Genomic DNA, 22,128 nt, shown 5'->3' with positions numbered 1-22,128 from the left:
GCCTTGGCCGGCGGTGGGCTCGGCGGTGCCGAGGTGGGCGGTACTACCGTGGGCGGCGCCGACGTGGGCGGCAATAGTGTGGGCGGCACCACCGTGGGCGGCGCCGAGGTGGGCGGGGGAACGGAGACACGACCGGGACGATGGTCTGTGCCGAGTTGTCGCCGGGGTTCGGGTCGACCACCGTCCCGGCCAGCGCCCAGCCGAGCTGCTGGTTGCCGATCTGGATGCCGATGACGGTGGCGGTCACCTGAACGGTGGCATTGGGGGCCAGGGTGCCGAGGTCGCAGCGCAGGGCCGCGGCGTCGCACTGCCCCACCGGGGTGGTCAGTCCGCTGAGCCGGACGCCCGCCGGCACCGAGGCCGTCAGGGCGGTGCCCGCTGAGGGGGCCGGCCCGCGGTTGGTGACCGTGACGGGCACGGTCGTAGTGCCACCGGGCAGCACCGAGGGCGTGCTGGCCGGTGCGCCGAGCGACAGGTCGACCGACTGCTGGACGCTCGGCTCCTTCTGACGCCCCGGCAACCGCCAGTCGAGCGGAGTGAGCTTGCCGCTCGCGAAGTCGTAGGTCGAGAGTCCTTCGGGAGAGTTGGCCGGCAGGGCCCGCCGGGAGGTGAGCACCAGCTGGGCGCCGTTCGGCGTCCAGGCGACATCGCGCGGCTGGAACGGCCCGGTGTCGGAGGTGTCGGGCATCGGGTTCTTGCAGGCGTTCGGGTCCTGGCTGAGCCCGGCGGGCAGGATCACCGTGCAGCCGGTGCCGGTCGTCGAGGTGACCACCAGGCCGTTCTGCTGGTTGAGCCCGCCGTCGCCGGCCTTGCGGTTGAAGGCGATGCGCCGGCCGTCCGGTGAGATCACGGGGCTGTCGTCGATGACGTTGCAGGTGCCCGGGCAGGCGGTCTGGCTGAGGTCGGTCTGCTGGCCGAGCGCGTCGGCGGGCACGGTGATGATGTGCCTGTTGCCGCCGTTGCCGTTGATCACCTCGGTCCTGGTGAAGGCGATCAACTTGCCGTCCGTGGACCAGGAGGGCTCGGCCTCGGACGCGGTCTGCTGGCCCTCCGGGGGCACGATGGTGCCGACGATCTCGCCCGTCGACACCCGCGCGATCACGATCCGGGCCGGCCCGGCGGCCGTCCCGACGCCGCCGGGGGAGGTCCTGGTGAAGGCGATCAGGCTGCCGTCCGGGGAGAACGCCGGGTCGGTGTCCCAGTCGTTCGGGCCGCGCCCGGCGAGGTTCATCGGCTGCGGGTTGGAGCCGTCGGCGCCGGCCAGCCAGATCCGTTCGATCCGGCCGGCGGGCGAGTCCTCGAAGCGGGTCGCCACCAGTTGGCGGCCGTCCGGGGTGTAGCTCTGCCGCTCGAACCACGGGTCGTAGCCGGCATGGGGGTTGAACAGCGGGTCGTCCGCGGGGTTGGTGTCGGTGTCGGCGGCCGGGTCCTCATTGAGCACGCTGATGCCCAGGTCGCGCGGGTCCGTGCCGTCGGGGCGGACGTCCTCCACGTCGGCGGTGTGCAGCGCGGCGGCGCTGGTCTCCTCCACGACGGGCCCGCCGCCGTCCAGGGGGCCCAGCCAGGTGGGCGTCTGCGGGGCCCGGGGGCAGGTGTAGAGCAGTTGCGGCGGGGTGCAGGAGCAGGTCGGCGCGCGGTAGACGTTCTGGGTCGCGGTCAGGGTGCCGTCGGACAGGTTGGGGCTCATGAAGAGCACTCCGCTGCCGTCGGGCAGCCAGGCGGCCTGCCCGGTCTGCCAGGTGGAGCCGGTGCCCGGGAAGAACGGCTTGTCGCCGCCGGTGGGCGAGGTCAGCGTCAGGTGCGGCCCGGTGGTGCCGCCCTGGTCCCAGGTGTAGACGATCTGGTCGCGGTGCGCGGCGTCGTTGATCGGGTTCCAGGTCGGCTCGATGGCGCTGCCGGTGGTCACATGGGTGAGCTGCTGCGACCCGGTGCCGTCGAAGCGGACGAGGAAGATCTGGGTGTGGTTCGGGTCGGCGTCGCACTGGTAGGCGATCCACTGGCCGTCGGGCGAAACCGTCGGATGGGTCTCGTTGGCCCAGGTGTCGGTGACCCTGCGCAGGCCGGTGCCATCGGAGTTGACCGCCCACAGGTCGCGCTGGAGTGCGCCGCCGCGGCCGCCGGGCTCCAGCGCGTCGAAGACCACGGCGGTTCCGTCGGGGGTCAGCGTCGGGTCGGCGGTGTCCATGCCGGTGGTGAGCTTGTGCACCGCGCCCGCCTGGTCACGCAGATAGACCTGGGGCTGCGGCTCGTCCCGCAGGCTGGTGAAGACCAGTTGGTCGCCACGGGCCGACGGCTGGGTGTCGAAGTGCTGCGGGCCGGGCCCGAACAGCGGTGTGCTCGTCCCCGTACCGGTGACCCGGGACAGGCTGCGGTGGTCGGTGCCGGCGAAGACGACCCGGCCGACGTCCGGTGCGGGCGCGGCCGCCGGCCGGCCCGGGCTCGCGGCCGGCGCGCCGAAGGTCGCGGCGCCCAGCGTCAGGACGACCGCGGCAAGGGCCAGCAGTATGGCCAGGGCCGGCCGGGGAAACCCGCGAGTGCCCAACAGATGAAATCTCACAGACACTCAACCTCACAGACTGGCAGGACGGCGCTCCTGCCAGTCTCCCCGGCCCGGGCGCCCGGGGACAGAGCCCGGGTACCCGAGCCGGGGGTAGCGGCCGGTGTCCCAAAGGGCAATCCCAGTGGGCACCTGAGGTTCCGTCAGATGAGTCCGTGGCGCATGGCGTAGCCCACGGCATGGGCGCGGTTGCGCAGCCCCAGCCGTGTGGTGATCTCGTGCAGCACGTTCTTGACGGTGCGTTCGGAGTAGGAGGTCTGCGCGGCGATCTCGCTGGTGTCGAAGCCGTCGGCGACCAGCCGGAGCATCTCCGCCTCACGGGCCGTCAGCGTCGACAGGCTCAGCCCCCGTGGGTCCAGCAGGGCACGCTGCAGGTTCCCGACCCGGTCGAGCAGCTTGCCGAGCAGGTCCCCGGGCATCACCCCCTCGCCGTTGGCCAGGGCGGTGATGAGGTGCACCAGCCGGTCCTGGTCGGCGTCCGACCTGCGCAGCACGGCCGCGACGCCGCACTCGATGATGGTCTGCAGCCCGCCGGCCTCGAAGTTGCCGACCACGAGACCGGTCCGGCTGGAGGTGCTGAGCCGCAGGCCGCGCAGCGTCTCTGCCACCGCCTCGGTCAGCCGGTCCACCACCAGCAGGGCCACCTGCGCCTTCGGGGCCTCGTCGTCCGTGAGCAGCTCCACTTCCGGCCGCTGGCGCAGCTGTTGGACGATGCCGGTGTGCAGGACGATGTCCTCCGCGTACACCGCCACCTGCACCCGGCTCGGCTTGACGCGTATCTCGGCGGCAGCCGATGGTCCGGGTATCCGGGCACGGCCGACCTGTGGTGCCGCGGCAGCCTCGTGGGTTGTCTCGATCGACGTCATCTACCGCTCCGTTCTCCTTCTGCGGCGTCAACGCACGCATGCGTTCCGACCGGCCACCGCGGTTCGGGGCCGGCTGTGGGCGACGCCGGGGTGTCACGCATCAACTACGGGCAGGGGTTGGTGGTTCGCGCGGGCAAGGCGCGTGCCCGCGTCTTGCCCGCCGGTCTCTCTCGCCGACGCGGCCGTCGGCCTTACCGTCGCGGCATGAGCACACCCGCCGAACTCGGCCATCCCGCCCTGACGGTGTCGCCCGGAGGCGTGGCGACGACGACCCTGACGATCCGCAACGAGACGGACATCGTCGAGGCGTACTCGCTGGACGTGGTCGGCGACTGCGCGCCGTGGACGACGGTCGAGCCGGCCCGGGTCTCGCTCTACCCGGGGACGTCCGAGACGGTGACGGTGCGGCTCGCGCCGTCCCGCTCCCCCGAGGTGCGGGCGGGCGACTTCCCGCTCGGCATCAGGGTGCTGCCCGCCGAGCGTCCCGAACTCGTGGCCGTTCCGGAGACCGTGGTCACCGTCACGCCGTTCCATGAGCTGCGTGCGGCGCTGGCGCCCCGGCGCCGGCGTGGCTGGCTCCGGGCCCGCTACCGGTTGTCGGTGCGCAACCTGGGGAACGCGGCCACCACCGCACTGTTCGCCCCGGGGCAGGCCGGCGAGGACCTGCGGCTCGCGGTCGCCCCGGATCGGCTGCGACTGGAGCCCGGCGAGTCCGCCGAGACCCGGTTGCGGGTCCGCACCCGCCGGTTGATCTGGTTCGGCAAGCCGGTCACCAAGGACTTCGAGGTGGCCGTGACCCGGGAGGGCGCGGCCGAGGACCAGGGCGGCGATCAACGCCAGGCGCTGGACGGGCAGTTCGTCCAGCTCTCGATCTTCCCCAAGTGGTTGCTCGCGCTGCTCGCGGCACTGCTCGCGCTGCTGCTGCTCTGGTTCCTGCTGGTGCGGCCCACCGTGCAGAGCTCCGCCAAGCAGGCCGCCAAGCAAGCGGTCGCCCAGCAGGCCGCGGCGGCCACCGCGACCCCCACCGCCGGGGCGCCCGCCCCGGGCCCGACGACCGGCGGCGGCCAGGGTCGACCGAGCGGCCAGCCGAGCAGCGGCGGTTCGGGCGGCGGCACGGGGGGCACCGGCGGCAATCCGGCCCCGGGCCAGCCCGTTCCGGGAGTGGCCTGCAGAGCTCCAGCACGGTCGACGTGCAGACCGCCAGTGACGCCACCAAGACCGGCACCTACCAGGTGCCGCACAACAAGGTCTTCAGCATCACCGACATCGTCGCCGCCAACTTCCAGGGCGACCAGGGTCTGTTGACCATCAAGTTCGGCAATCAGACCATCACCACCATCGCCTTGGAGACGTTCCGGAACCAGGACTACCACTGGGTGACTCCCATCGTGGTCCCCGAGGACCAAACTGTGACGGCAACCGTGACCTGCCAGCTGCCGGGCACGCCCGCCTCGGGGAAGCAGGCAACCCAGTGTCACGAACTGCTCAACGTCAGCGGAGAAATGAGCGATATCCAGCGTTGACAGTGACCGCAGGCGTAGAGCGTGAAGGCTTGGGACTCAAGCATTGAAGTGGTGCACAGGGATCTCCTGCACACACCACTCCCCAAGCACTCGCGCTCCTACACCATGCTCGTGTCAACAGTTGATGATTCCACAGTATGTGCCGAGCAGCGTGCCCTCAAGCACGCTCCGGTGTGCTCCGGCGCACACCTGATGTTGCGTCATACACCCGGTGAACCCGCACTTTTGCCGAGCCGCGCCGCACGAGCGGGCAGCGATCGATGCACGAAAGGGCAGCGGCCTCACCGATCAGGAGGCCGCTGCCCTTGGGGCACTTCGGCGTGTCGAGGCGGCATGTGCCTCAGCAGATCCGCGGCAGCTGCTCCCCCAGCGGCAGGTCGATCACTCTGGTGCCGCCGAGCCCGGTGCGGGCCACCACCATGCCGGGGTGCGCCTCGACCGCCTCGCCGATCACGGCCGCCTCGGCACCCAGCGGGTGGGCGCGCATCGCCGCCAGCACGGCCTCGGCGTGCTCGCGCGGGACGAAGGCGACCAGCTTGCCCTCGTTGGCCACATAGAACGGGTCCAGGCCGAGCATGGCGCAGGCGCCGGCCACCGGCGGCGGTACCGGAACCTGGCGTTCCTGAACGACCACGCCGACCCCGGCGGCACCGGCGATCTCGTTGAGCGCCGCGGCCAGACCACCACGGGTCGGGTCCCGCAGCACATGGAGGTCGGGGGTGACCGCGAGCATCGCCTCGACCAGGCCGCCCAGGGGTGCGCAGTCGCTCACCACGCAGGCGCCGAACTCCAGCCCCTCGCGCACGCTCATGATCGCCACCCCGTGCAGGCCGATCGCACCGCTGACGATCACCACATCGCCGGGGACCACCCGCTGGGGTCGCAGGTCGACGCCGGCCGGCACCAGGCCGATCCCGGCGGTGTTGATGTAGAGGCCGTCGCCGTGCCCGGCCTCCACCACCTTGGTGTCACCGGTGGCCACTTCGACCCCGGCGGCCCGCGCGGCGGCGCCCAGCGCCTCGGCCAGCCGGCCCAGCACCGGCAGTTCCAGGCCCTCCTCCAGGATGAACCCGCAGGACAGGTAGGCCGCTCGGGCACCGCTCATCGCCAGGTCGTTGACCGTGCCGTTGACGGCGAGGTCGGCGATGCTGCCGCCGGGGAAGAAGAGCGGGCGCACCACGAAGGAGTCGGTGGAGAACGCCAGCCGGGCGCCGCCGAGTTCCAGCACGGCGCTGTCGCCGAGCCCGGCCAGCAGCGGGCCGCCGAACGCGGGCGCGAAGACGTGGTCGACCAGCTCGGCCGACATCACACCGCCCCCGCCGTGCCCCATCACCACGCGGGTCTGGTCGCGCAGCGGCAACGGGCAGGTCCAGGCGGTGAGATCGGGCTGCTCGGCCGGCGGCGTCTCGATGGTGTCAGACAACGGAGCTCGCCTCCACGCCCGCCGGGGCGGCGATGCGGACCTGCGGAAGGTCCAGTCGGCGGTACAGGTAGTACGCGGCGCAGGCGCCCTCGCTGGAGACCATGGTGGCGCCCAGCGGGGTGCGCGGGGTGCAGGTGGTGCCGAAGGCCTCGCATTCGTGCGGCTTCAGCAGGCCCTGCAGGACTTCGCCGGCCCGGCAGGCGGCCGGCTCGCGGGTCTGGATCCCGCCGACCGCGAAGCGCTGCTCGGCGTCGAACTCCCGGTAGCGCTCGGAGAGTCGCCAGCCGCTGTCCGGGATCACCCCGATGCCGCGCCAGGCCCGGTCGGTGACCTCGAAGACGTCGGCCAGCATGGCTTGCGCCGCGGGGTTGCCCTCCGGGCGGACGGCACGCGGGTAGGCGTTCTCCACCGTGTGGGCGCCGCACTCCAGTTGGCGCACGGCGCGGCGCACACCCTCCAGGATGTCCAGCGGTTCGAAGCCGGTGACCACGATCGGCACCCGGTGCCGCTCGGCGAGTTCGGGGTACTCGCCGACGCCCATCACGCTGCACACGTGGCCGGCGGCCAGGAAGCCCTGGACCCGGCAGTCGGGTGAGCGCATGATGGCCTCGATGGCGGGTGGCACCCGGACGTGCGAGACCAGCATGCTGAAGTTGCGGATGCCCAGCTTCTTCGCCTGGTACACCGTCATGGCGTTGGGCGGCGCGGTTGTTTCGAAGCCGATGCCGAAGAAGACCACCTCCCGGCCCGGGTTCTGCTGGGCGAGCCGCAGCGCGTCCAGTGGCGAGTAGACCACCCGGACGTCGCCGCCCTCGGCCCGGACCCGGAAGAGGTCGCGGTCGGTGCCGGGCACCCGGAGCATGTCGCCGAAGGAGCAGAAGAGCACCTCGGGCCGACTCGCGATCTCCAGCGCCTTGTCGATCACCTCCAACGGGGTGACGCACACCGGGCAGCCCGGGCCGTGGATCAACTCCACTTCGTCGGGCAGCAGTTGGTCGATGCCATGGCGGATGATGGTGTGGGTCTGGCCGCCGCACACCTCCATCAGCGCCCACGGCCTGGTGACCGTGGCGCGGATGTCGTCGAGCAGCCGCCGGGCCAGCTCGGGGTTCTGGAACTCCTCGAGGTACTTCACCGCTCCGCCTCTCCCACGCCGATCTCGGACCCGCCGGTGAGCCGGTCCATGGCCACGGCCGCCTCCCAGGGGTCACCGAACTCCTCCTGGAGGATGCCGAGTCCGGCGAACAGCTCCAGCGTCCGCCGGGCCGACTCCTCGTCCAGCCGCTGCAGCGCGAACCCGACGTGGACGATGGCGTACTCACCCACCTCCAGGTCCGGCAGGTACTCCAGGCACACCTCCTTGATGACGCCGCCGAAGTCGACGTCCGCCATCCTGGTGCCGTCCCGTTCCTCGATCCGCAGCACTCTGCCGGGCACCGCCAGACACATGGCCCTCTCCCTCTGTCCGTTCGTGGTCTCTCAGTGCCCCGATGGCACCGCAGCCGCCGCGAGCAGCTGGCCGAGCGCGAGCCCGCCGTCGCCCGGCGGCACCATCCGGTGGCGCAGCACTGTGAAGCCGTCGGCCCGCAGCAGCTCGGCGCACCGGGCCGCCAGCACCGCGTTGGCGAACACGCCGCCGCTGAGCGCCACTTGGCCCAGGCCGTGGTGCTGCCGGGCGTCGACGCAGACGTCCCGGACCAGCCTGGCCACCGCCTCGTGGAACCGGGCAGCGATCAACTCGGCTTCAACACCGTCCAGTTGGTCGGCGACCACGGCCGCGATTACCGGCCCCGGGTCGGCGCTCGCGGGATCGCCCGCGCGCCGGGCGAAGGCATAGCCGCAGTTGGCGGCCGTGCTGCCGGCCGCCACTGCCGCGGCCTCCAACTCGATGGCGGCCTGCGCCTCGTAGCCGGCCTGCCGGCAGACCCCGGCCAGGGCGGCGACCGCGTCGAACAACCGCCCCATGCTGGAGGTCGGCACGCAGTTCAGGTCGCGCTCCAACTGTCGTTCTAGCAACCTGAGTTCATCGGGCGGACAGGCGCTCACCGCAGGCAGCCGCGGATCCCACGGGAGGCCGGCCGCCCAGAGGTGGGCCAGCGCCATCCGGTAGGGGCGCTCGACTGCCGCATCACCACCCGGCAGCGGCACGTACCCCAGGTGCGCGAGGCGCCGGAACCGGTGGTAGCCGGCCAGCAGGAACTCCCCGCCCCAGACGGCGCCGTCGTCCCCGTATCCGGTGCCGTCGAAGGCCACGCCGATCACCTGCTCGCCCACGCCGAGCCCGTTCTCGGCCATCGCGGCCGCGATGTGCGCATGGTGGTGCTGGACCAGCCGCAGCGGGCGCCCACCGGCGTGCCGCCTGGCCCAGCCGGTGGAGCGGTAGCCGGGGTGGCGGTCGGCCGCCAGCCGTTCGGGCCGCACGGCGGTGATCGACTCCAACTGCTCCTCGGCCCGGGCGAACGCCTGCTGGGTGGCGAGGTCGTCCATGTCGCCGATGTGGCCGGAGAGCCAGGCCCGGCGCCCCTCGCCCAGGCAGAACGCGTTCTTGAGGTCACCGCCGACCGCCAGGGTGGGCGGGACCGGGAAGGGCAGCGTCAGCGGCAGCGGCGCGTAGCCCCGGGAGCGGCGCAGGGTCAGCTGCTGCCCGTCGCACACCCGCACCACGGAGTCGTCGCAGGGCACCTGGATCGGCCGGTCGTGGGTGAGCCAGGCGTCGGCCAGCCCGGCCAGCCCCTCCAGCGCCTCGGCGTCGTCGGTGACGATCGGCTCGCCGGACAGGTTGCCGCTGGTCATCACCAGCAGGCGCGGCCCCGGCGGGTCACCGGGCAGGCCGAGCAGCAGGTGGTGCAGCGGGGTGTACGGAAGCATCACGCCCAGGTCGGGGCTGCCGGGGGCGACCGCCGCCGGCAGCGTCGAGGGGCCGCCGGGGCGCCGGCGCAGCAGCACGATCGGCCGCACCTTGCCGGTGAGCAGCGCGGTCTCCTCGGGCCCGAGCTGGACCAGGTCGGCGATCTCGGCCAGGTCGGCGGCCATCAGCGCGAACGGCTTGTCCCCGCGTGCCTTGCAACGGCGCAGCCGGGCCACGGCAGCCGGGTCGCAGGCGTCGCAGGCCAGGTGGTAGCCGCCGAGGCCCTTGACCGCGAGGATCGCGCCGGCGCCCAACAGGCGGCGGGCCTCGGCCACCGGGTCGTCAACGACCGCTTCCCCCATGGGGGTTACCAGTCGGAGCCGGGGTCCGCAGTCGTGGCAGGCGATCGGCTGGGCGTGGAAGCGCCGGTCGGCCGGATCGGCGTACTCACGGGTGCACCTCCCGCACATCGGGAAGTCGGCCATCGTGGTCATCGCCCGGTCGTAGGGCAGGCCGGTGACGATGGTGAAGCGCGGACCGCAGTGCGTGCAGGTGATGAACGGGTGCCGGTGGCGCCGGTCGGCCGGGTCGGTGAGCTCGGCCAGGCAGTCGGCGCAGGTGGCGGTGTCGGGTGCGACCAGGGTGCGGGCCTGCCCGGCGCGGCCCGAGGCGAGGATGGCGAAGCCCGCGGTGCCCTGCGGTGGCAGCCTCTCGTAGTGCACGGTGTCGACCACCGCGAGTGGCGGCGCCTGGTCGGCGAGCAGGGTGCAGAACCGGGTCAGTGCCTCGGGTGGGCCCTCGACCTCGGCGAGCACGCCCTCTCCCGTGTTCTCGACCTGTCCGGCCAGGCCCAGGCCGGTGGCGAGGCTGTAGACGAAGGGCCGGAAGCCGACGCCCTGCACCACTCCCTGGACGGTCACCCGGCGGCGCTCCACCGCCTCCAGACCGGCGGGCTGAACGGCCGTCACCTGGTCGGCGCCGGGGCGGGGTGCGGGTGGCCGTGCTGCTCATGCGGCCCATGGTGGTCATGGTGCTCAAGTGATTCGGCAGGCTGGGCACTGCGGGCCAGCGCCGGCAGGTGGACGTCGGCGCCCCCGTGCACCGCCAGTGCGCGCTCCAGCAGCAGCCCGATGCCCGTCCCCGTCCGGGCGGAGGTCAGCAGGATCTCCACCCCCGGATTGATCTGCTGCACATTGGCCCGGAAGGCGGCCTCGTCGAAGCCGACCGCCTCGGCGATGTCGGTCTTGGTGACCACCACCAGGTTGGCGAGCCCGAATGCCGTCGGGTACTTCAGCGGCTTGTCCTCGCCCTCGGTCACCGAGGCCAACGCCACCCGCAGTGACTCACCGAGCTGGTAGGAGGCCGGGCAGACCAGGTTGCCGACGTTCTCCACGAAGAGCAGCGCGGTGGTGTCGGGCAGCCAGCCGTCCAGGTGGCCGGCCAGCATCTCGGCCTCCAGGTGGCAGAGCCCGTCGGTCAGCACCTGCTTGACGGGCACGCCGGAGCGGGCCAGCCGCTGGGCGTCGTTCTCGGTGGCGAGGTCGGCGGTGAGGGCGGCCACGCCGATGCCGCGCTGCCGGGCCATCGTCAACTCGGCTTCCAGCAGGGCGGTTTTGCCACTGCCCGGACTGGAGAGCAGATTGACGGCCGTGGTGCCGCGGACCGCCAGCCGGTCGCGCAGGCGCCGCGCGGCGAGGTCGTTCTTGGCGAGGACCGCCTGCTGCAGGTCGACCACACGGCACATGGCTCAGCACTCCTGGAGGTCGGGCTCGGGGGTGTCGGTGGGTGCGGTGCCGTCCTCCCACCGCACGCTGACGATCTGCAGCTCGCGGCCGGCGAGCAGTTCGGCGGTGGGTGTGCCGCACTGCGGGCAGCTCAGGCTCGGCGGCAGGCCGACCGGCCAGTCGGACGCACAGGGCCGGCACCGGGCCCGCCCGGGCACGGCTTCGACGATCAGCTCGCAGTCGGCCAGCACGGTGTCGGCGCAGGCGAGCTGGAAGCAGAAGTCGAGCGCCTCCGGTACCACTCCGGCCAGTTCACCGACCTGGAGCAGCACCGACCGGACGGCGGTGGCGCCGACCGCCAGCGCGGCTTCCTCCACCTGGCCGACGACGGCCACGGCGATCGACATCTCGTGCATCGCGCCCTTCCCGCGCGGCCCGCTGGTCCGGGGGCCGCGCTGGACCATTACAGGGCTCCGGGCCGACCGCCGTGCGGCTGCCGCGCCGCGCCATAGCCCGTTCGGACCAGGCCGGATCAGGGATCTGACGGTTCGTCACATGGCGCGGATCCGCATGTAGCGCTTCACGTCCGGTGCCAACTGGACGGCGGCCCAGGCCAGACCGGCCACGACCAACGCCTTGAACACGCACTTCGTCATCGGGATTCGTCCTCTCAACGGTCCGCGGCCACGCCGGTCGCGGTCTGGGTGGGCGGGGTGCCCGGAACGTCGGCTGCGAGCAGCCGGTGGACCAGCTCGACGGCGCGCGGCACCGCGCCCGCGACCGGTGCGCTGAGCCCGAGGCCCTCGTCGAGGCAAGCCGGTTCGCAGCCGACCACCGCGATCCGCCTCGGCGGCGCGGTGCCGGTGCCGGCGCAGAGCGAGCCGATCAGCCCCAGCACCGCGTCCGGGGTCATCCGGTGGCCGTCCAGCACCGCCGCGTCCGGGTCGACGGGGGCGCCGCAGTCCGGCTCGATCAGGTACAGCGTGCCGGGCGCGCCGCCCCGGGTGGTCGCGTCGACCAGGACGAGCGTGTCGTAGCCGTCCAGCAGCTGGTAGGCGAAGTGCACGCCGCGGACTCCGATGTCCGCCACCTCCACCTGCTCGGGCAGCGGTTCGGCCGCCAGCCGGCGGGCCACCTCGACGCCGAAGCCGTCGTCGCCGAGGAAGATGTTGCCGACCCCGGCGACCAGGGTCCTGGCCGCCCCGGTCATGTCTCCACCACCGGGGTCGCCCCGTCGGGCCGAACGGTCGCCTCACCGGCCTGAAGGGCCACTTCGTCGGGTTGGAAGTAGAGGAAGCGGCCCTGCTCCCGGCGGATGTCGGCGCCGGGGTCGCCGTCGACGGTGACGGCCAGGTGCACGCCGCCGTCCACGTCGTGCAGCACCGCCTCGACCAGGGCGCCGCGGCCGTGCAGGAACAGGTCCTGGGCATCGGTGCGCCGCCGCCCGGGGCGCAGCACCACCCGGCTGCCGGCGCCGACCGCTCGGCCGTCCACCAGCACCGTGTCCCGTTGCGGATCGACGCTGGCGTCGGCTTCCGGGTCCCACCAGGGGGTGCCCGGCGAGAGCAGCCGCTGCAGCGCGTCGTCCGGGTCGGCTGCCGCCGCCGGTTCGGTGATCTCGCGCAGCGACCGGACCGCCCCGTGCAGGCGCTCCAGCACTTGGGGCGGCAGGGTGTCGGCGAGCTCGATCACCGCGGCGGCGCGGGCGTCGGTCCCCCGGGCCTCGCGCTTCTCCCGGTCGGTCAGTGCCGCGGTGCGCAGGGTGAGGATCTCGTCGATCTCCAGCGCGTCGTAGAGCACGCCGGGGCTCTCCGGGGCGATCGCGGCGTGGTCCTCCAGGATGATCGGTGCGGAGAGCAGCAGGTCACCGCTGCCCGGCTCACCGGCCAGCACCGGCCAGGTGTGGGCGTTGGCGCAGTCGGCGGTGGCGGGCCTGGCCCACTCGGGCGGGTCGGTGGGTGACAGGAAACGGCCGCGGTCCAGGCCGAGCAGCAGGTGGGCGGAGACCAGGGAGCGCGGCAGGGCGGCCTCCCGGTCGGCGTCCGGTTCCGGCTGCCAGTCGGCGGTGTTGGCCACCTCGACCGTCAACTTCCGCACCGCGTAAGGTCCGGGGAGTTCCACGCAGCTGATCCGCAGTTCGCCGGTCAGCTCGGCGCGGCGGCGGATCAGGCGCCCGACCAGTCGGCCGCCCTGGCCCCTGACCTCCTCCGTCTCCTCCCCGGCGGGGCGGGAGAACGGCAGGATCCGCGGCTGCTCCGCCAGGTCGGCGATCGGCAGGACGAGTTGGACCCGCTCCTCGACGCCCTCGTCCCAGGGCGTCAACACCCGGTCGGACAGCTCCAGTTCGGCCACCGTCACAAAGCCCGGCGGGTCGGCCCGTTGCACCGTGCGCCGCTGGGTGCGCAGGAACCGCAGCTCCGCGAAGAGCACGGCGTCGCCGCGCGGCTCCAGCAGGCATTCGGTGCGCTGGCTGCTGTGCTCGCCCTGCCCGGCTCCCCAGTCGGGCGGTGCGAGCACCCCGAACTGCCAGCGCAGCCGGTTCTTCGCCGCCGAGGCCCGGTACGGGTAGAGCACGTATCCCTCGAAGAGCACCGCGTCGGCCAGCTGCCGGACGGCGGCGAAGCGGGCCTCGATCTGCGGGGTGAGCACGGACGCGGTCATCGGACGGCTCCCTGTGCCGCGTCGGCGTCGGCGAGCAGCTGCCGGACCGTCGACTCCCAGCTGGGCAGGGCCTGGCGGGAGCGGTAGGCCAGCAGGTCGCGCATGGTGTCGCGGGGCAGCCGCAGCCAGCCGCAGCCGGGGAAGTGCTGGTCGATCATCTCGCGCCAGACCGTGACCGGCACGGCGCGGCGCGCCTCCCGGTCCCATGGCACCGGCTCGACCTGGTAGCCGCCCGCCCCGGTGAACGCGGTGCCGGAGAAGAGCAGCAGCAGCGGCAGGTCGCCGTCCCGCAGCGCGTCGAAGTAGCGGCTGGCGGCGATGTCCAGGTCGTAGCTGCACGGCACCACCAGATCCGCTTCGCCCTCGCCGGTGAACCCGGGGACCATCAGCGCGATGTCGGCGAACCGCAGCGGCTTCAGGGTGGTGGCCCAGCGCGACCGGTCGCCGAACAGGTCGGCCAGCCCGGCTTCCTCGTCCTCGCTGTAGCCGCGCCGGGCCGGTTCGATCCGCAACTGGCAGCGCAACGCCAGGGCGTGGACCCGGACTTGCGGCTCGGTGGTGATCCGCAGCCGGAACACCAGGGTGGGTCCGGCGGCATAGCGGTCGGCCCGGACGCCGGTGCACTGGAAGTTGAACTGCGTCATGCGACCTCCTCCGGTGCCTTGGCGCGGGCGGCGACGCGGTCGAAGAACTCGGCCAGCTCGGCCTGGGCCCGGGAGCCGCCGTCAAATCCCTTCCAGTGCAGGCGCATTCGCCCCACCAGCTGGTAGCAGATGTCGATCGGCACCAGGTAGCAGGAGACGCCGTCACGGGTGCGGCGCAGCAGCAGGGCCTCCACGTCCGGCTCCAGCAGGCCGGCCAGCCTGGTCCCGGCCAGCACCGCCTCCCAGGCCTCGGGGTCAAGCTCGCTCTCGGTGGCCCCGGCCGGGCCCGGATAGAGCGCGACCAGCCGGTCCAGGTCGCTGTTGCGGAAGAAGAAGGCGACACCGACCGGGATCTGCAAGCGCTCCCAGGACAGTTGAAGCTGACGGTCAGTCAGGTAGCGGTCCGGAACGGCACGGTAGCGGCCGGTGCCGGACTGCTCGAAGAGCAGCCCGCACGGGGTGCAGGCGCAGGCCAGCGAGCGCCGCTCGGTGTCGACCAGGTGGCGGTGGCCGTACTCGGACAGTGCGGCGGAGCACAGTGCGCAGTGCTCCGGCTCGGGGCGCGGGGCGCCAGGAAGCGGCGCAGGCCCGCCGTCATGAGCCGCTGCCCGGCGGGCGGGTGCCGATCTGCAGCAGCGCCGGCGGCTCGGCGGCCAGCTCCACCGCCGTGACCTCCGGTGCCAGGCCGGCCAGCGCGGCCACCACCGCCTCACGGGTGGCGGCCGCGGTGCTGGGGCAGCCGCAACTCCCGCCGCCACTGGCCCGGATCCGCAGGGTGCCCTCGTCGAATCCCAGCACCTCGACCGGCTGGCCGGCCAGCGCCCGGGCGATCCGGGCGGCCGGCTCCTCCGGGTGCAGGTCGTGCAGGGCGAGCAGGTGGGCCACCAGCTCGTCGTCCAGCAGGGTGCGGCTCACCGTGGCGGCGCCGACCAGTTCGACGATCCTGGCCAGGCCCGCGCCGTAGAACTCCATGAGGGCGCCCACCAGTTGCTCGCCGGCCGCCGACGCCTCCAGGTCACCGGACAGCCGGTCCAGCAGTTCCTCGATCCGCCGCGCGGTCCGCGCCGGGTCCGTCCCGGACTGCACGGGGGCGCTCATCCGCCCAGTCCGCTCAGGCCGGTGGGCACGTGCATGGTCTGCACGCTGCGGCCCTGACCCAGGTACATGTGGACGCCGCAGGGCAGGCAGGGGTCGAAGCTGCGCACGGCCCGCATGATGTCGATGCCCTTGAAGTTCTCCGGGGTGTTCTCCTCGAAGATCGGGGTGTTCTGCACGGCGTCCTCGTACGGGCCCGGGGTGCCGAAGGTGTCGCGGGTGCTGGCGTTCCACGGGGTCGGCGGGTACGGGTGGTAGTTGGCGATCTTGCCGTCGCGGATCACCAGGTGGTGCGAGAGCACGCCGCGGACCGCCTCGGTGAAGCCGACGCCCAGGCCCTCGTCGGGGACCTCGAACTTCTCCCAGGTCCGGGTGCGCCCGGCCCGCACCTCGGCGAGGCCCTTCTCGGCGAAGTGCAGTGCGGCGGCGGCCGCGTAGGCCTGGAAGTAGGTGCGGGCCCGGTTGCGCTCCAGCGCGTTGCTCCACTGCGGGATCTTCCACTCGAAGGTGGTCTCCGGCTTGGTGAGCGTCTTGGGCAGGTTGATGACCACGCTGTGACCGGTCGCCTTGATGTAGCCGATGTCCACCAGGCCGGAGAGCGCGGTCGACCAGAGCCGGGCGATCGGGCCGCCGCCGGTGTCCAGCGGCAGGTAGTCCTTGCCGTCGAACCAGCGCGGCGACATCACCCAGCTGTACTTGTCGTCGAAGTTCCGCTTCTGCGGTGCCGGGATGGTGTGCTGGTTCCACGGGTGGCGCGGGTCGACCGGGTTGCCGAGCGGGTCGTGGGTGACGAACTGCTCCTTGCCCTCCCAGTCCTGGTAGTAGGAGCTGCCGAGCAGGATCCGGATGCCCAGGTTGATCTGGGTGAGGTCGTTGGTGACCAGCTTGCCGTCCACCACCACGCCGGGGGTGACGAACATCCGCCGGCCCCAGTCGGTCATGTTGCGGTAGGTGAAGTCGCAGTACTCGGGGTCGTTGAGGGCGCCCCAGCAGCCGAGCAGCACCCGCCGGCGGCCGACCTCCTCGTAGCCGGGCAGCGCCTGGTAGAAGAAGTCGAACAGGTCGTCGTGGAGCGGCACCACCCGCTTCATGAACTCGACGTAGCGCATCAGGCGGCTCAGGTAGTCGGTGAAGAGCTGCACCGAGGCGATGGTGCCGGTGCCGCCCGGGTAGAGCGTGGAGGGGTGCACATGGCGGCCCTCCATCAGGCAGAACATCTCCCGGGTGTAGCGGCTGACCTGGAGCGCCTCCCGGTAGAACTCGCCCTCCAGCGGGTTGAGCGAGCGCATGATGTCGGCGATGGTCTTGTAGCCGTGGTCGCCGGCGTGCGGGGCCGGGGTGCGCTCGGCGAGTTCGAGGACCCCGGGGTTGGTCTCCTTGACCATCCGTTCGCAGTAGTCCACCCCGACCAGGTTCTCCTGGAAGATGTTGTGGTCGAACATGTACTCGGCCGACTCGCCGAGGTTGATCAGCCACTCGCCGAGGTGCGGCGGCTTCACCCCGTACGCCATGTTCTGCGCGTACACCGAGCAGGTGGCGTGGTTGTCGCCGCAGATGCCGCAGATCCGACTGGTGATGAAGTGCGCGTCGCGCGGGTCCTTGCCGCGCATGAAGACGCTGTACCCCCGGAAGACCGACGAGGTGCTGTAGCACTCGGCGACCCGCTTCTGCTTGAAGTCGATCTTCGTGTGGATGCCGAGGCTGCCCACGATCCGGGTGATCGGATCCCAGGACATCTCCACCAAGCCGCTGCCGTCGCCGGCCGCCTTCGTCGTCGGTGCCATCGTGTCTGCCGTGCCCTTCATCAAGTCGGTCGGGGAACAGCGCGGGGCGGGCCGGCCGCCCCGCGCCGGTGCTACGCGGGGGTACTCACCAGGGCTTGCGGTAACCGGTGGTCAGCTTCTGGCCGGTGTGGCGCCACCTGGGCTCCTTGTCCAGCGTGTCGACGGTGATCGACCGCAGCCTGCGGATCAGTACGCCGTAGATGCCACTGGCGTTGGTGGAGACCGTCGCACCGGGCGGCTGGTCCATGAACGGCATGAACTTGTCGGGGAACCCGGGCATCGTGCAGCCGATGCAGATGCCGCCGACGTTGGGGCAGCCGCCGAGGCCGTCCATCCAGCCGCGCTTGGGGACGTTGCACTTCACCACCGGGCCCCAGCAGCCCAGCCGCACCAGGCACTGCGGCGAGTCGTAGGCGTCGGCGAACTGGCCCTGCTCGTAGTAGCCGGCCCGGTCGCAGCCCTCGTGCACGGTCGCGCCGAACAGCCAAGCGGGGCGCAGCTGTTCGTCCAGCGGGATCATCGGGGCCGACCCGGCGGCCTGGTGCAGCAGGTAGACCAGGGTCTCGGCGAAGTTGTCGGGCTTGATCGGGCAGCCGGGCACGTTGACGATCGGGATGCCCGCCTTGGACTTCCAGTCCCAGCCCAGGTAGTCGGGCACGCCCATGGCACCGGTCGGGTTGCCCGACATCGCGTGGATGCCGCCGTAGGTGGCGCAGGTGCCGATCGCCACCACGGCCAGGGCCTTGGGCGCCAGCCGGTCCAGCCACTCGCTGGTGGTGATCGGCTGGCCGGTGGCGGGGTCGTCGCCGAACCCGCACCAGTAGCCCTCCTTCTTGATCGACTCATTGGGGATCGACCCCTCGACCACCAGGACGAACGGATCGATCTCGCCGCGTTCGCCCTTGAAGAACCATTCGATGAAGGTGTCGGCTCCCTGTACCGGACCGCACTCGTAGTCGATCAGCGGCCAGTGCACCGCAATCTTCGGCAGGCCCGGCAGCGCGCTGAGTGCGATCTCCTCGATGGTCGGCTGAGTGGCCGCGGTCAGTGCGACGGAGTCGCCGTCACAGCTCAGGCCGGCGTTGATCCAGAGGACGTGGATCACCGGCTCCTCGGTGGCGGTCGGCGCCGTGGTCGTGTCGGTCATGGGGTGGCCTCCTCGGGGAGGTGGGAGACGAGTGAGCGGGTGTCCTCACCAGCCTCCGGCCTATCAGGCTCCGAAGCGTCACCGAGCGCAGCCAATCCGGTGACGCCGGCTACCGATGGTGACGAGATTCGCGGTCCGGTCGCTGCTCCGGTCTGCGGTTCCTTTCGGACGAAGGCCCGGCGGAGCCGGTGGTAGGGCGCGGCCGGGTCGAAGAAGATCCGGTGCATCCGCTCCAGCTCCGCCGCGCGGTAGGCGGCCAGCGGGCGCACCGCCTCGTCGGCCTCGCGGACCGCCTTCTTCGCGGCGATCCGGGCGGTGACCACCGAGCCGGTCGTGGCGAGCCGCACCGCCCGGTCCACCACCGCGGCGGCGAAGTCCTGCGGCGTGCACGGCACCAGCTCGTCCGCCAGCCCGAGCCGCTGCGCGGCGGCGGCACTGACCGGCAGCGCCCGGTCGACCAGCCGGGTCGCCGTGGTGGCACCCACCCGGCGCGGCAGCAGATACGTCCAGTACTCGGAGCCGTACAGACCCATCAACCGGTAGTGCGCGTTGAGCACCACGCCGTCGCGGCACCACACCTGATCGGCCGCCAGCGCCAGCATCACCCCGCCGGCCGCCGCGTTGCCGCCCAGCGCCGCCACCACCAGCCGGTCGGTGGTGGTCAGCACGGCCTCCACCAGGTCGTCCATGGCGTTGAGGTTGTCCCAGGACTCCTGGGCCGGGTCGGCGGCGGCCTCGATCACTCCCAGGTGGATGCCGTTGGAGAAGAAGTCCCGGTCGCCGCCCAGCACCAGCACCGTGGTCGGCCGGGCGCACGCCTGCCGGTAGGCGGCCAGCAGGCGGCGGCACTGGTCGGTGCTCATCGCGCCGCCGGGGAAGGTGAAGGAGAGCACCCCGACCGGGCCGTGCTCGCGGTAGCGGATGTCGCGCCAGCGCCCGTCGGGGGCGTCCGGCGGCACCGGGGAGGTCGGCAGCTCGGCGATCCGGTCGGCGAGCGCCACGGCGGCGGGCAGCTTGACCGGGGGCGGCTCCCCCGGCTGCCGCCGGGCTCGCAGCTCCGGGATCCAGACCGCGCCGTCACTGGTCGCCCGGCACACCGCGCCCGCCCGGGTGGCCAGCAACTCCCCTGGTGTGCCCCGTAGTTCCGCCTCCGGGTGACCGCCGTGCAAGTACCATTCACGGCCCAGGAGTTGGTCCAGCACACCCGGCTGGGAGGCGGCGGCGCGCAGCTTGCGCAGCACCGCCTCGGTCGGGTCGTGCTGCCAGTCGATCCGGCGGCGCGCCTGCTCGAAGTACGGCCTGATCACGGCCGCTTCGGCACGCTGCCGGTGCGGCTCCCAGTCGCCTGCGGCATGGCGGTCGACGGCGAGCAGCAGGGCGCGCAGCGCGGCGTCCGACACCTCGTTGCGGTAGAGGTCGCTCTTGCCGACCGGCGGCACCGGGCAGGACACCGAGGACCAGACGGCGCCGGCGTCCATCTCGGCGTTGGCCTGCAGGACCGTCACGCCCCACTCCGGCGCGCCTTCCTCGATCACCCAGTCCAGCGACGACGGCCCGCGGTCGCCCGGCGGCCCCGGGTGCACGATCAGACAGGTGTGCTCGGACCAGACGTCCGCCGGGAGGGCGCTCTTCAGCATCGGTGCGACGACCAGCTCGGGCCGATGGCGCGCCACGGCGGCACGCAGTGTGCGATCACGCCGGGCCGGGTCGCCGGCCAGTACCGCGACCTCCAACCAGTGTCCCCGGTCGGCGAGTTCCGCGAAGGTGCGCTGGGTGAGACTGTTGAACGCCGACGCGACGAGCAGGATCCGCATGACAACCTCCCGGCCGGCCGCTAGGAGGGGGCGGGCTCAGCCTTGCGCCGATCGTCAACCGGCCCGCTCGCCGCAGCGTGCCGACAGTCCGTCAGCTCACCCGATGGCGCGAGCCCATCCGGCTCAGCGGGGGGGGTTCCGGTGCCATGGCCGCATGACAGCCGTGCGAACACTGCGCGCGCTCGGTGCGACCGTCGCGACCGTTCAGGCGGACGTCGGCACCGCGGACGGCGTGGCGCGGATCATGGCGGCGGTACGGGAGAGCGGACGGCCGCTCGGCGGCCTGGTCCACGCGGCCGGCGCCCTCGCCGATGTGCCGATCAGCGGGATGACCTGGGAGCACCTGGACTCGGTGTTCGAGTCGAAGGTCTACGGCACCCTCCTGCTGGACCAAGCCCTGGCGGGTTTCCCCGAGTTGCGGTTCTTCGTGGGCTTCTCCTCGCTCTCGGCGGTGATCGGTCCGGTCGGTCAGGCCAACTACGCGGCGGGCAACGCCTTCCTGGACGAGCTCATGGTCCGGCGGGTGGACGCCGGGCTGCCGGGTCTCGCCGTCGACTGGGCCCCTGGGCCGAGGTCGGCATGGCGGCCGCGCTGAGCACGGACCGACTGGTCGCCCTGGAGCGCGGCGGCGTCAGTCCGCTCACCCCGGCCGAGGGCGGTGCCGCGCTGCTGACCCTGCTCGGCGGTGCGGAACCGACGGCCATCGTAGGACGGTGCGACTGGGACCTGCTGGCCGCCGGCCGCCCAGGGCGGGAGGGCCTCTACCAGCGGGTGTCCACGGCCGCCCCGGCACCGGTCCGGCACACCGATCTGAGTGCTCTTCGGTCCCTGCCGGCCGACGAACGGCTGCTGGAGATCACCGAGTTGGTGCGGGCCGAAGTGGCCGGGCTGCTGCAGTTCGAGCGGCTGGAGCTGCTCTCGAGTCGCCGTCGGTGCGCGGCGTCGCCGAGTACCTCGCCGCGCACTGGGACCAGGGCAGCGCGGCCGAGGCCGGACAGGACTGAGAGAAGGCACATGCGGTACTTCCCCGAACTCGGCACGCTGGCGGCCATTCCCGCGTTCCACGCCGAACACCGGCCCGATGCATGCGCGTTGGTCATCCAGGAGCGGACGGTCAGCCATGCAGAACTGCACCGGGCGAGCAATCGGACGGCGCGGGCCCTGCTCACCGCCCGGATCCGGCCCGGCGACCGGGTGGCCTACCTCGGACGGGAGTCGGAGCACTACTACGACCTGCTGTTCGCCTGCGCCAAGAGCGGCGCGGTGCTGGTCCCGGTCAACTGGCGTCTGACGGCCACCGAGGTCGGCCACATCCTGCGGGACTCCGCAGCCGTCCTGCTGTTCGTCGAGGACGACTTCCGGCCGATCGCCTCCCAGGCCGCCGCTGCGCTCGAACAGCCGCCCGCGCGGTGGTGGAGTTGGACGGCCCGGACGGACCGGGCGCCGGCTTCCTGGCCTGGCGCGAAGGTGAGTCCGCGGCCGACCTGGCCTCGGATGCCGGACCCGACGACGAGGTGGTGCAGCTCTACACCAGCGGCACCACCGGCCTGCCCAAGGGCGTGGTGCTTGCGCACCGCAGCTTCTTCGGCCGTACCCCGGATTCGCGGTCAAGGTGGTCGACCGGGCGGGCCAGGAGCTGCCGACCGGCGCGAGCGGCGAGATCTGCCTGCGCACGCCCGGCCGGATGCTCGGGTACTGGCGGGCTCCCGAGGCCACTGCCGAGACCCTGGTCGACGGCTGGCTGCACACCGGTGACGCCGGCTATCTGGACGCCGACGGCTTCGTGTACCTGCGCGACCGGATCAAGGACGTCGTCATCGTGGCCGGCGAGAACGTCTACCCGGCCGAGATCGAGAACGCGCTCGCCGACCACCCGGCCGTGCTCGACTCGGCGGTGATCGGCAAGCCGCACGAGCGTTGGGGCGAGGCACTGCACGCCTTCGTCGTGGTGCGGGACCAGGCGGCGGTGCGGCCCCGGGAGCTGATGGCGTTCCTGCGCAACCGGCTCGCCGACTTCAAGATCCCGACCGGCGGGAGGGCCC

The 22,128-nt window shown here is 72.5% G+C and carries 18 protein-coding genes and 4 pseudogenes; 5 read left to right on the top strand and 17 right to left on the bottom strand.

Translation table 11 applies throughout. The features are described from left to right. Positions 1-43: 43 nt before the first annotated feature. Both E6W39_RS36930 and E6W39_RS36925 read right to left on the bottom strand, forming a co-directional pair. Positions 44-2,542, bottom strand: a complete 2,499-nt coding sequence (locus E6W39_RS36930; protein ID WP_228718566.1) for a DUF11 domain-containing protein — start codon at positions 2,540-2,542, stop codon at positions 44-46. 158 nt (positions 2,543-2,700) lie between these two features. After that, positions 2,701-3,423 (bottom strand): helix-turn-helix transcriptional regulator, encoded by a 723-nt coding sequence (locus E6W39_RS36925; protein ID WP_141637168.1) that lies wholly within the window; start codon positions 3,421-3,423, stop codon positions 2,701-2,703. 204 nt (positions 3,424-3,627) lie between these two features. Between E6W39_RS36925 and E6W39_RS36920 the strand changes: the two are divergent. Continuing rightward, positions 3,628-4,946, top strand: a pseudogene (locus tag E6W39_RS36920) (COG1470 family protein). A 340-nt stretch (positions 4,947-5,286) separates the two neighbouring features. On the opposite strand, the gene hypE reads toward E6W39_RS36920, so the two are convergent. From hypE to E6W39_RS36850, 15 genes and pseudogenes are all read right to left on the bottom strand, one after another. Then, positions 5,287-6,276, bottom strand: coding sequence for a hydrogenase expression/formation protein HypE (gene hypE, locus E6W39_RS36915; protein WP_181799739.1), 990 nt, complete (start codon positions 6,274-6,276; stop codon positions 5,287-5,289). A gap of 85 nt (positions 6,277-6,361) precedes the next feature. Next, on the bottom strand, positions 6,362-7,504 hold the full coding sequence (gene hypD / locus E6W39_RS36910; RefSeq protein WP_141637166.1) for a hydrogenase formation protein HypD: 1,143 nt from the start codon (positions 7,502-7,504) through the stop codon (positions 6,362-6,364). Then, complete coding sequence (locus tag E6W39_RS36905) at positions 7,501-7,818, bottom strand: HypC/HybG/HupF family hydrogenase formation chaperone (RefSeq protein WP_141637165.1); 318 nt, start codon at positions 7,816-7,818, stop codon at positions 7,501-7,503. The genes hypD and E6W39_RS36905 overlap by 4 nt, the downstream gene beginning before the upstream one ends. Before the next feature lie 30 nt (positions 7,819-7,848). Then, complete coding sequence (gene hypF / locus E6W39_RS36900; RefSeq protein WP_228718565.1) at positions 7,849-10,185, bottom strand: carbamoyltransferase HypF; 2,337 nt, start codon at positions 10,183-10,185, stop codon at positions 7,849-7,851. Further along, positions 10,182-10,961: a hydrogenase nickel incorporation protein HypB gene (gene hypB / locus E6W39_RS36895; RefSeq protein WP_141637164.1), complete on the bottom strand. Its 780-nt coding sequence runs from the start codon at positions 10,959-10,961 to the stop codon at positions 10,182-10,184. Before hypB ends, hypF begins: the two co-directional genes overlap by 4 nt. A gap of 3 nt (positions 10,962-10,964) precedes the next feature. Beyond that, entirely contained in the window at positions 10,965-11,357 is a 393-nt protein-coding gene (locus E6W39_RS36890; RefSeq protein ID WP_141637163.1) for a hydrogenase maturation nickel metallochaperone HypA/HybF, read from the bottom strand. Positions 11,358-11,492: 135 nt separating this feature from the next. Then, complete coding sequence (locus E6W39_RS44385; RefSeq protein ID WP_407658568.1) at positions 11,493-11,597, bottom strand: DUF6893 family small protein; 105 nt, start codon at positions 11,595-11,597, stop codon at positions 11,493-11,495. A gap of 14 nt (positions 11,598-11,611) precedes the next feature. Continuing rightward, a complete protein-coding gene (locus E6W39_RS36885) occupies positions 11,612-12,151 on the bottom strand; it encodes a hydrogenase maturation protease (protein WP_141637162.1) in 540 nt (179 codons plus the stop codon). Continuing rightward, complete coding sequence (locus E6W39_RS36880) at positions 12,148-13,602, bottom strand: hypothetical protein (protein ID WP_141637161.1); 1,455 nt, start codon at positions 13,600-13,602, stop codon at positions 12,148-12,150. The genes E6W39_RS36885 and E6W39_RS36880 overlap by 4 nt, the downstream gene beginning before the upstream one ends. Next, a complete protein-coding gene (locus E6W39_RS36875; RefSeq protein WP_141637160.1) occupies positions 13,599-14,246 on the bottom strand; it encodes a DUF6084 family protein in 648 nt (215 codons plus the stop codon). Before E6W39_RS36875 ends, E6W39_RS36880 begins: the two co-directional genes overlap by 4 nt. Further along, positions 14,243-14,844 (bottom strand): annotated as a pseudogene (locus E6W39_RS36870) (DUF5947 family protein). The gene E6W39_RS36875 and the pseudogene E6W39_RS36870 overlap by 4 nt, the downstream one beginning before the upstream one ends. Further along, positions 14,841-15,344 carry a NifU family protein gene (locus E6W39_RS36865; protein ID WP_141637159.1) on the bottom strand — a complete coding sequence of 168 codons (504 nt, stop codon included), beginning with the start codon at positions 15,342-15,344 and terminating at the stop codon, positions 14,841-14,843. The pseudogene E6W39_RS36870 and the gene E6W39_RS36865 overlap by 4 nt, the downstream one beginning before the upstream one ends. Beyond that, positions 15,341-17,125, bottom strand: coding sequence for a nickel-dependent hydrogenase large subunit (locus E6W39_RS36860; protein WP_141637158.1), 1,785 nt, complete (start codon positions 17,123-17,125; stop codon positions 15,341-15,343). Before E6W39_RS36860 ends, E6W39_RS36865 begins: the two co-directional genes overlap by 4 nt. A gap of 85 nt (positions 17,126-17,210) precedes the next feature. Beyond that, the gene (locus E6W39_RS36855) at positions 17,211-18,272 is read right to left on the bottom strand and encodes an NADH-quinone oxidoreductase subunit B family protein (protein WP_141637157.1); all 1,062 of its coding nucleotides are present in this window, start codon (positions 18,270-18,272) and stop codon (positions 17,211-17,213) included. Beyond that, a complete protein-coding gene (locus E6W39_RS36850) occupies positions 18,269-20,086 on the bottom strand; it encodes an enoyl-CoA hydratase-related protein (protein WP_141637156.1) in 1,818 nt (605 codons plus the stop codon). Before E6W39_RS36850 ends, E6W39_RS36855 begins: the two co-directional genes overlap by 4 nt. 154 nt (positions 20,087-20,240) lie before the next feature. Between E6W39_RS36850 and E6W39_RS36845 the strand changes: the two genes are divergently transcribed. The 4 genes and pseudogenes from E6W39_RS36845 to E6W39_RS43800 all read left to right on the top strand — a co-directional run. Then, positions 20,241-20,681 (top strand): ketoreductase domain-containing protein, encoded by a 441-nt coding sequence (locus E6W39_RS36845; protein ID WP_181799622.1) that lies wholly within the window; start codon positions 20,241-20,243, stop codon positions 20,679-20,681. Continuing rightward, positions 20,666-21,427 (top strand): annotated as a pseudogene (locus E6W39_RS43810) (AMP-binding protein); the annotation flags it as partial. The gene E6W39_RS36845 and the pseudogene E6W39_RS43810, both read left to right, overlap by 16 nt. 68 nt (positions 21,428-21,495) lie before the next feature. Next, positions 21,496-21,984, top strand: a complete 489-nt coding sequence (locus tag E6W39_RS43805) for an AMP-binding protein (protein ID WP_323809170.1) — start codon at positions 21,496-21,498, stop codon at positions 21,982-21,984. Further along, a pseudogene (locus E6W39_RS43800) lies at positions 21,966-22,055 on the top strand (AMP-binding enzyme); the annotation flags it as partial. The gene E6W39_RS43805 and the pseudogene E6W39_RS43800, both read left to right, overlap by 19 nt. Positions 22,056-22,128 lie beyond the last annotated feature (73 nt).

Origin of the sequence: Kitasatospora acidiphila (assembly GCF_006636205.1) — a bacterium.
Taxonomy (GTDB): domain Bacteria; phylum Actinomycetota; class Actinomycetes; order Streptomycetales; family Streptomycetaceae; genus Kitasatospora; species Kitasatospora acidiphila.
Note: the sequence above shows the minus strand (reverse complement) of the source record. Positions and strands in the feature narration are given on the sequence as shown.

Coding starts and splice junctions, on each gene's coding strand:
- E6W39_RS36905 (WP_141637165.1), bottom strand. CDS start 7,818: ATGTGTCTGGCGGTGCCCGGCAGAGTGCTGCGGATCGAGGAACGGGAC.
- E6W39_RS36885 (WP_141637162.1), bottom strand. CDS start 12,151: ATGACCGGGGCGGCCAGGACCCTGGTCGCCGGGGTCGGCAACATCTTC.
- E6W39_RS36875 (WP_141637160.1), bottom strand. CDS start 14,246: ATGACGCAGTTCAACTTCCAGTGCACCGGCGTCCGGGCCGACCGCTAT.
- E6W39_RS36860 (WP_141637158.1), bottom strand. CDS start 17,125: ATGGCACCGACGACGAAGGCGGCCGGCGACGGCAGCGGCTTGGTGGAG.
- E6W39_RS36925 (WP_141637168.1), bottom strand. CDS start 3,423: ATGACGTCGATCGAGACAACCCACGAGGCTGCCGCGGCACCACAGGTC.
- hypB (WP_141637164.1), bottom strand. CDS start 10,961: ATGTGCCGTGTGGTCGACCTGCAGCAGGCGGTCCTCGCCAAGAACGAC.
- E6W39_RS36880 (WP_141637161.1), bottom strand. CDS start 13,602: ATGACCGCGTCCGTGCTCACCCCGCAGATCGAGGCCCGCTTCGCCGCC.
- E6W39_RS36845 (WP_181799622.1), top strand. CDS start 20,241: ATGACAGCCGTGCGAACACTGCGCGCGCTCGGTGCGACCGTCGCGACC.
- E6W39_RS36890 (WP_141637163.1), bottom strand. CDS start 11,357: ATGCACGAGATGTCGATCGCCGTGGCCGTCGTCGGCCAGGTGGAGGAA.
- E6W39_RS36850 (WP_141637156.1), bottom strand. CDS start 20,086: ATGCGGATCCTGCTCGTCGCGTCGGCGTTCAACAGTCTCACCCAGCGC.
- E6W39_RS44385 (WP_407658568.1), bottom strand. CDS start 11,597: ATGACGAAGTGCGTGTTCAAGGCGTTGGTCGTGGCCGGTCTGGCCTGG.
- E6W39_RS36855 (WP_141637157.1), bottom strand. CDS start 18,272: ATGACCGACACGACCACGGCGCCGACCGCCACCGAGGAGCCGGTGATC.
- hypE (WP_181799739.1), bottom strand. CDS start 6,276: ATGGGGCACGGCGGGGGCGGTGTGATGTCGGCCGAGCTGGTCGACCAC.
- E6W39_RS36865 (WP_141637159.1), bottom strand. CDS start 15,344: ATGAGCGCCCCCGTGCAGTCCGGGACGGACCCGGCGCGGACCGCGCGG.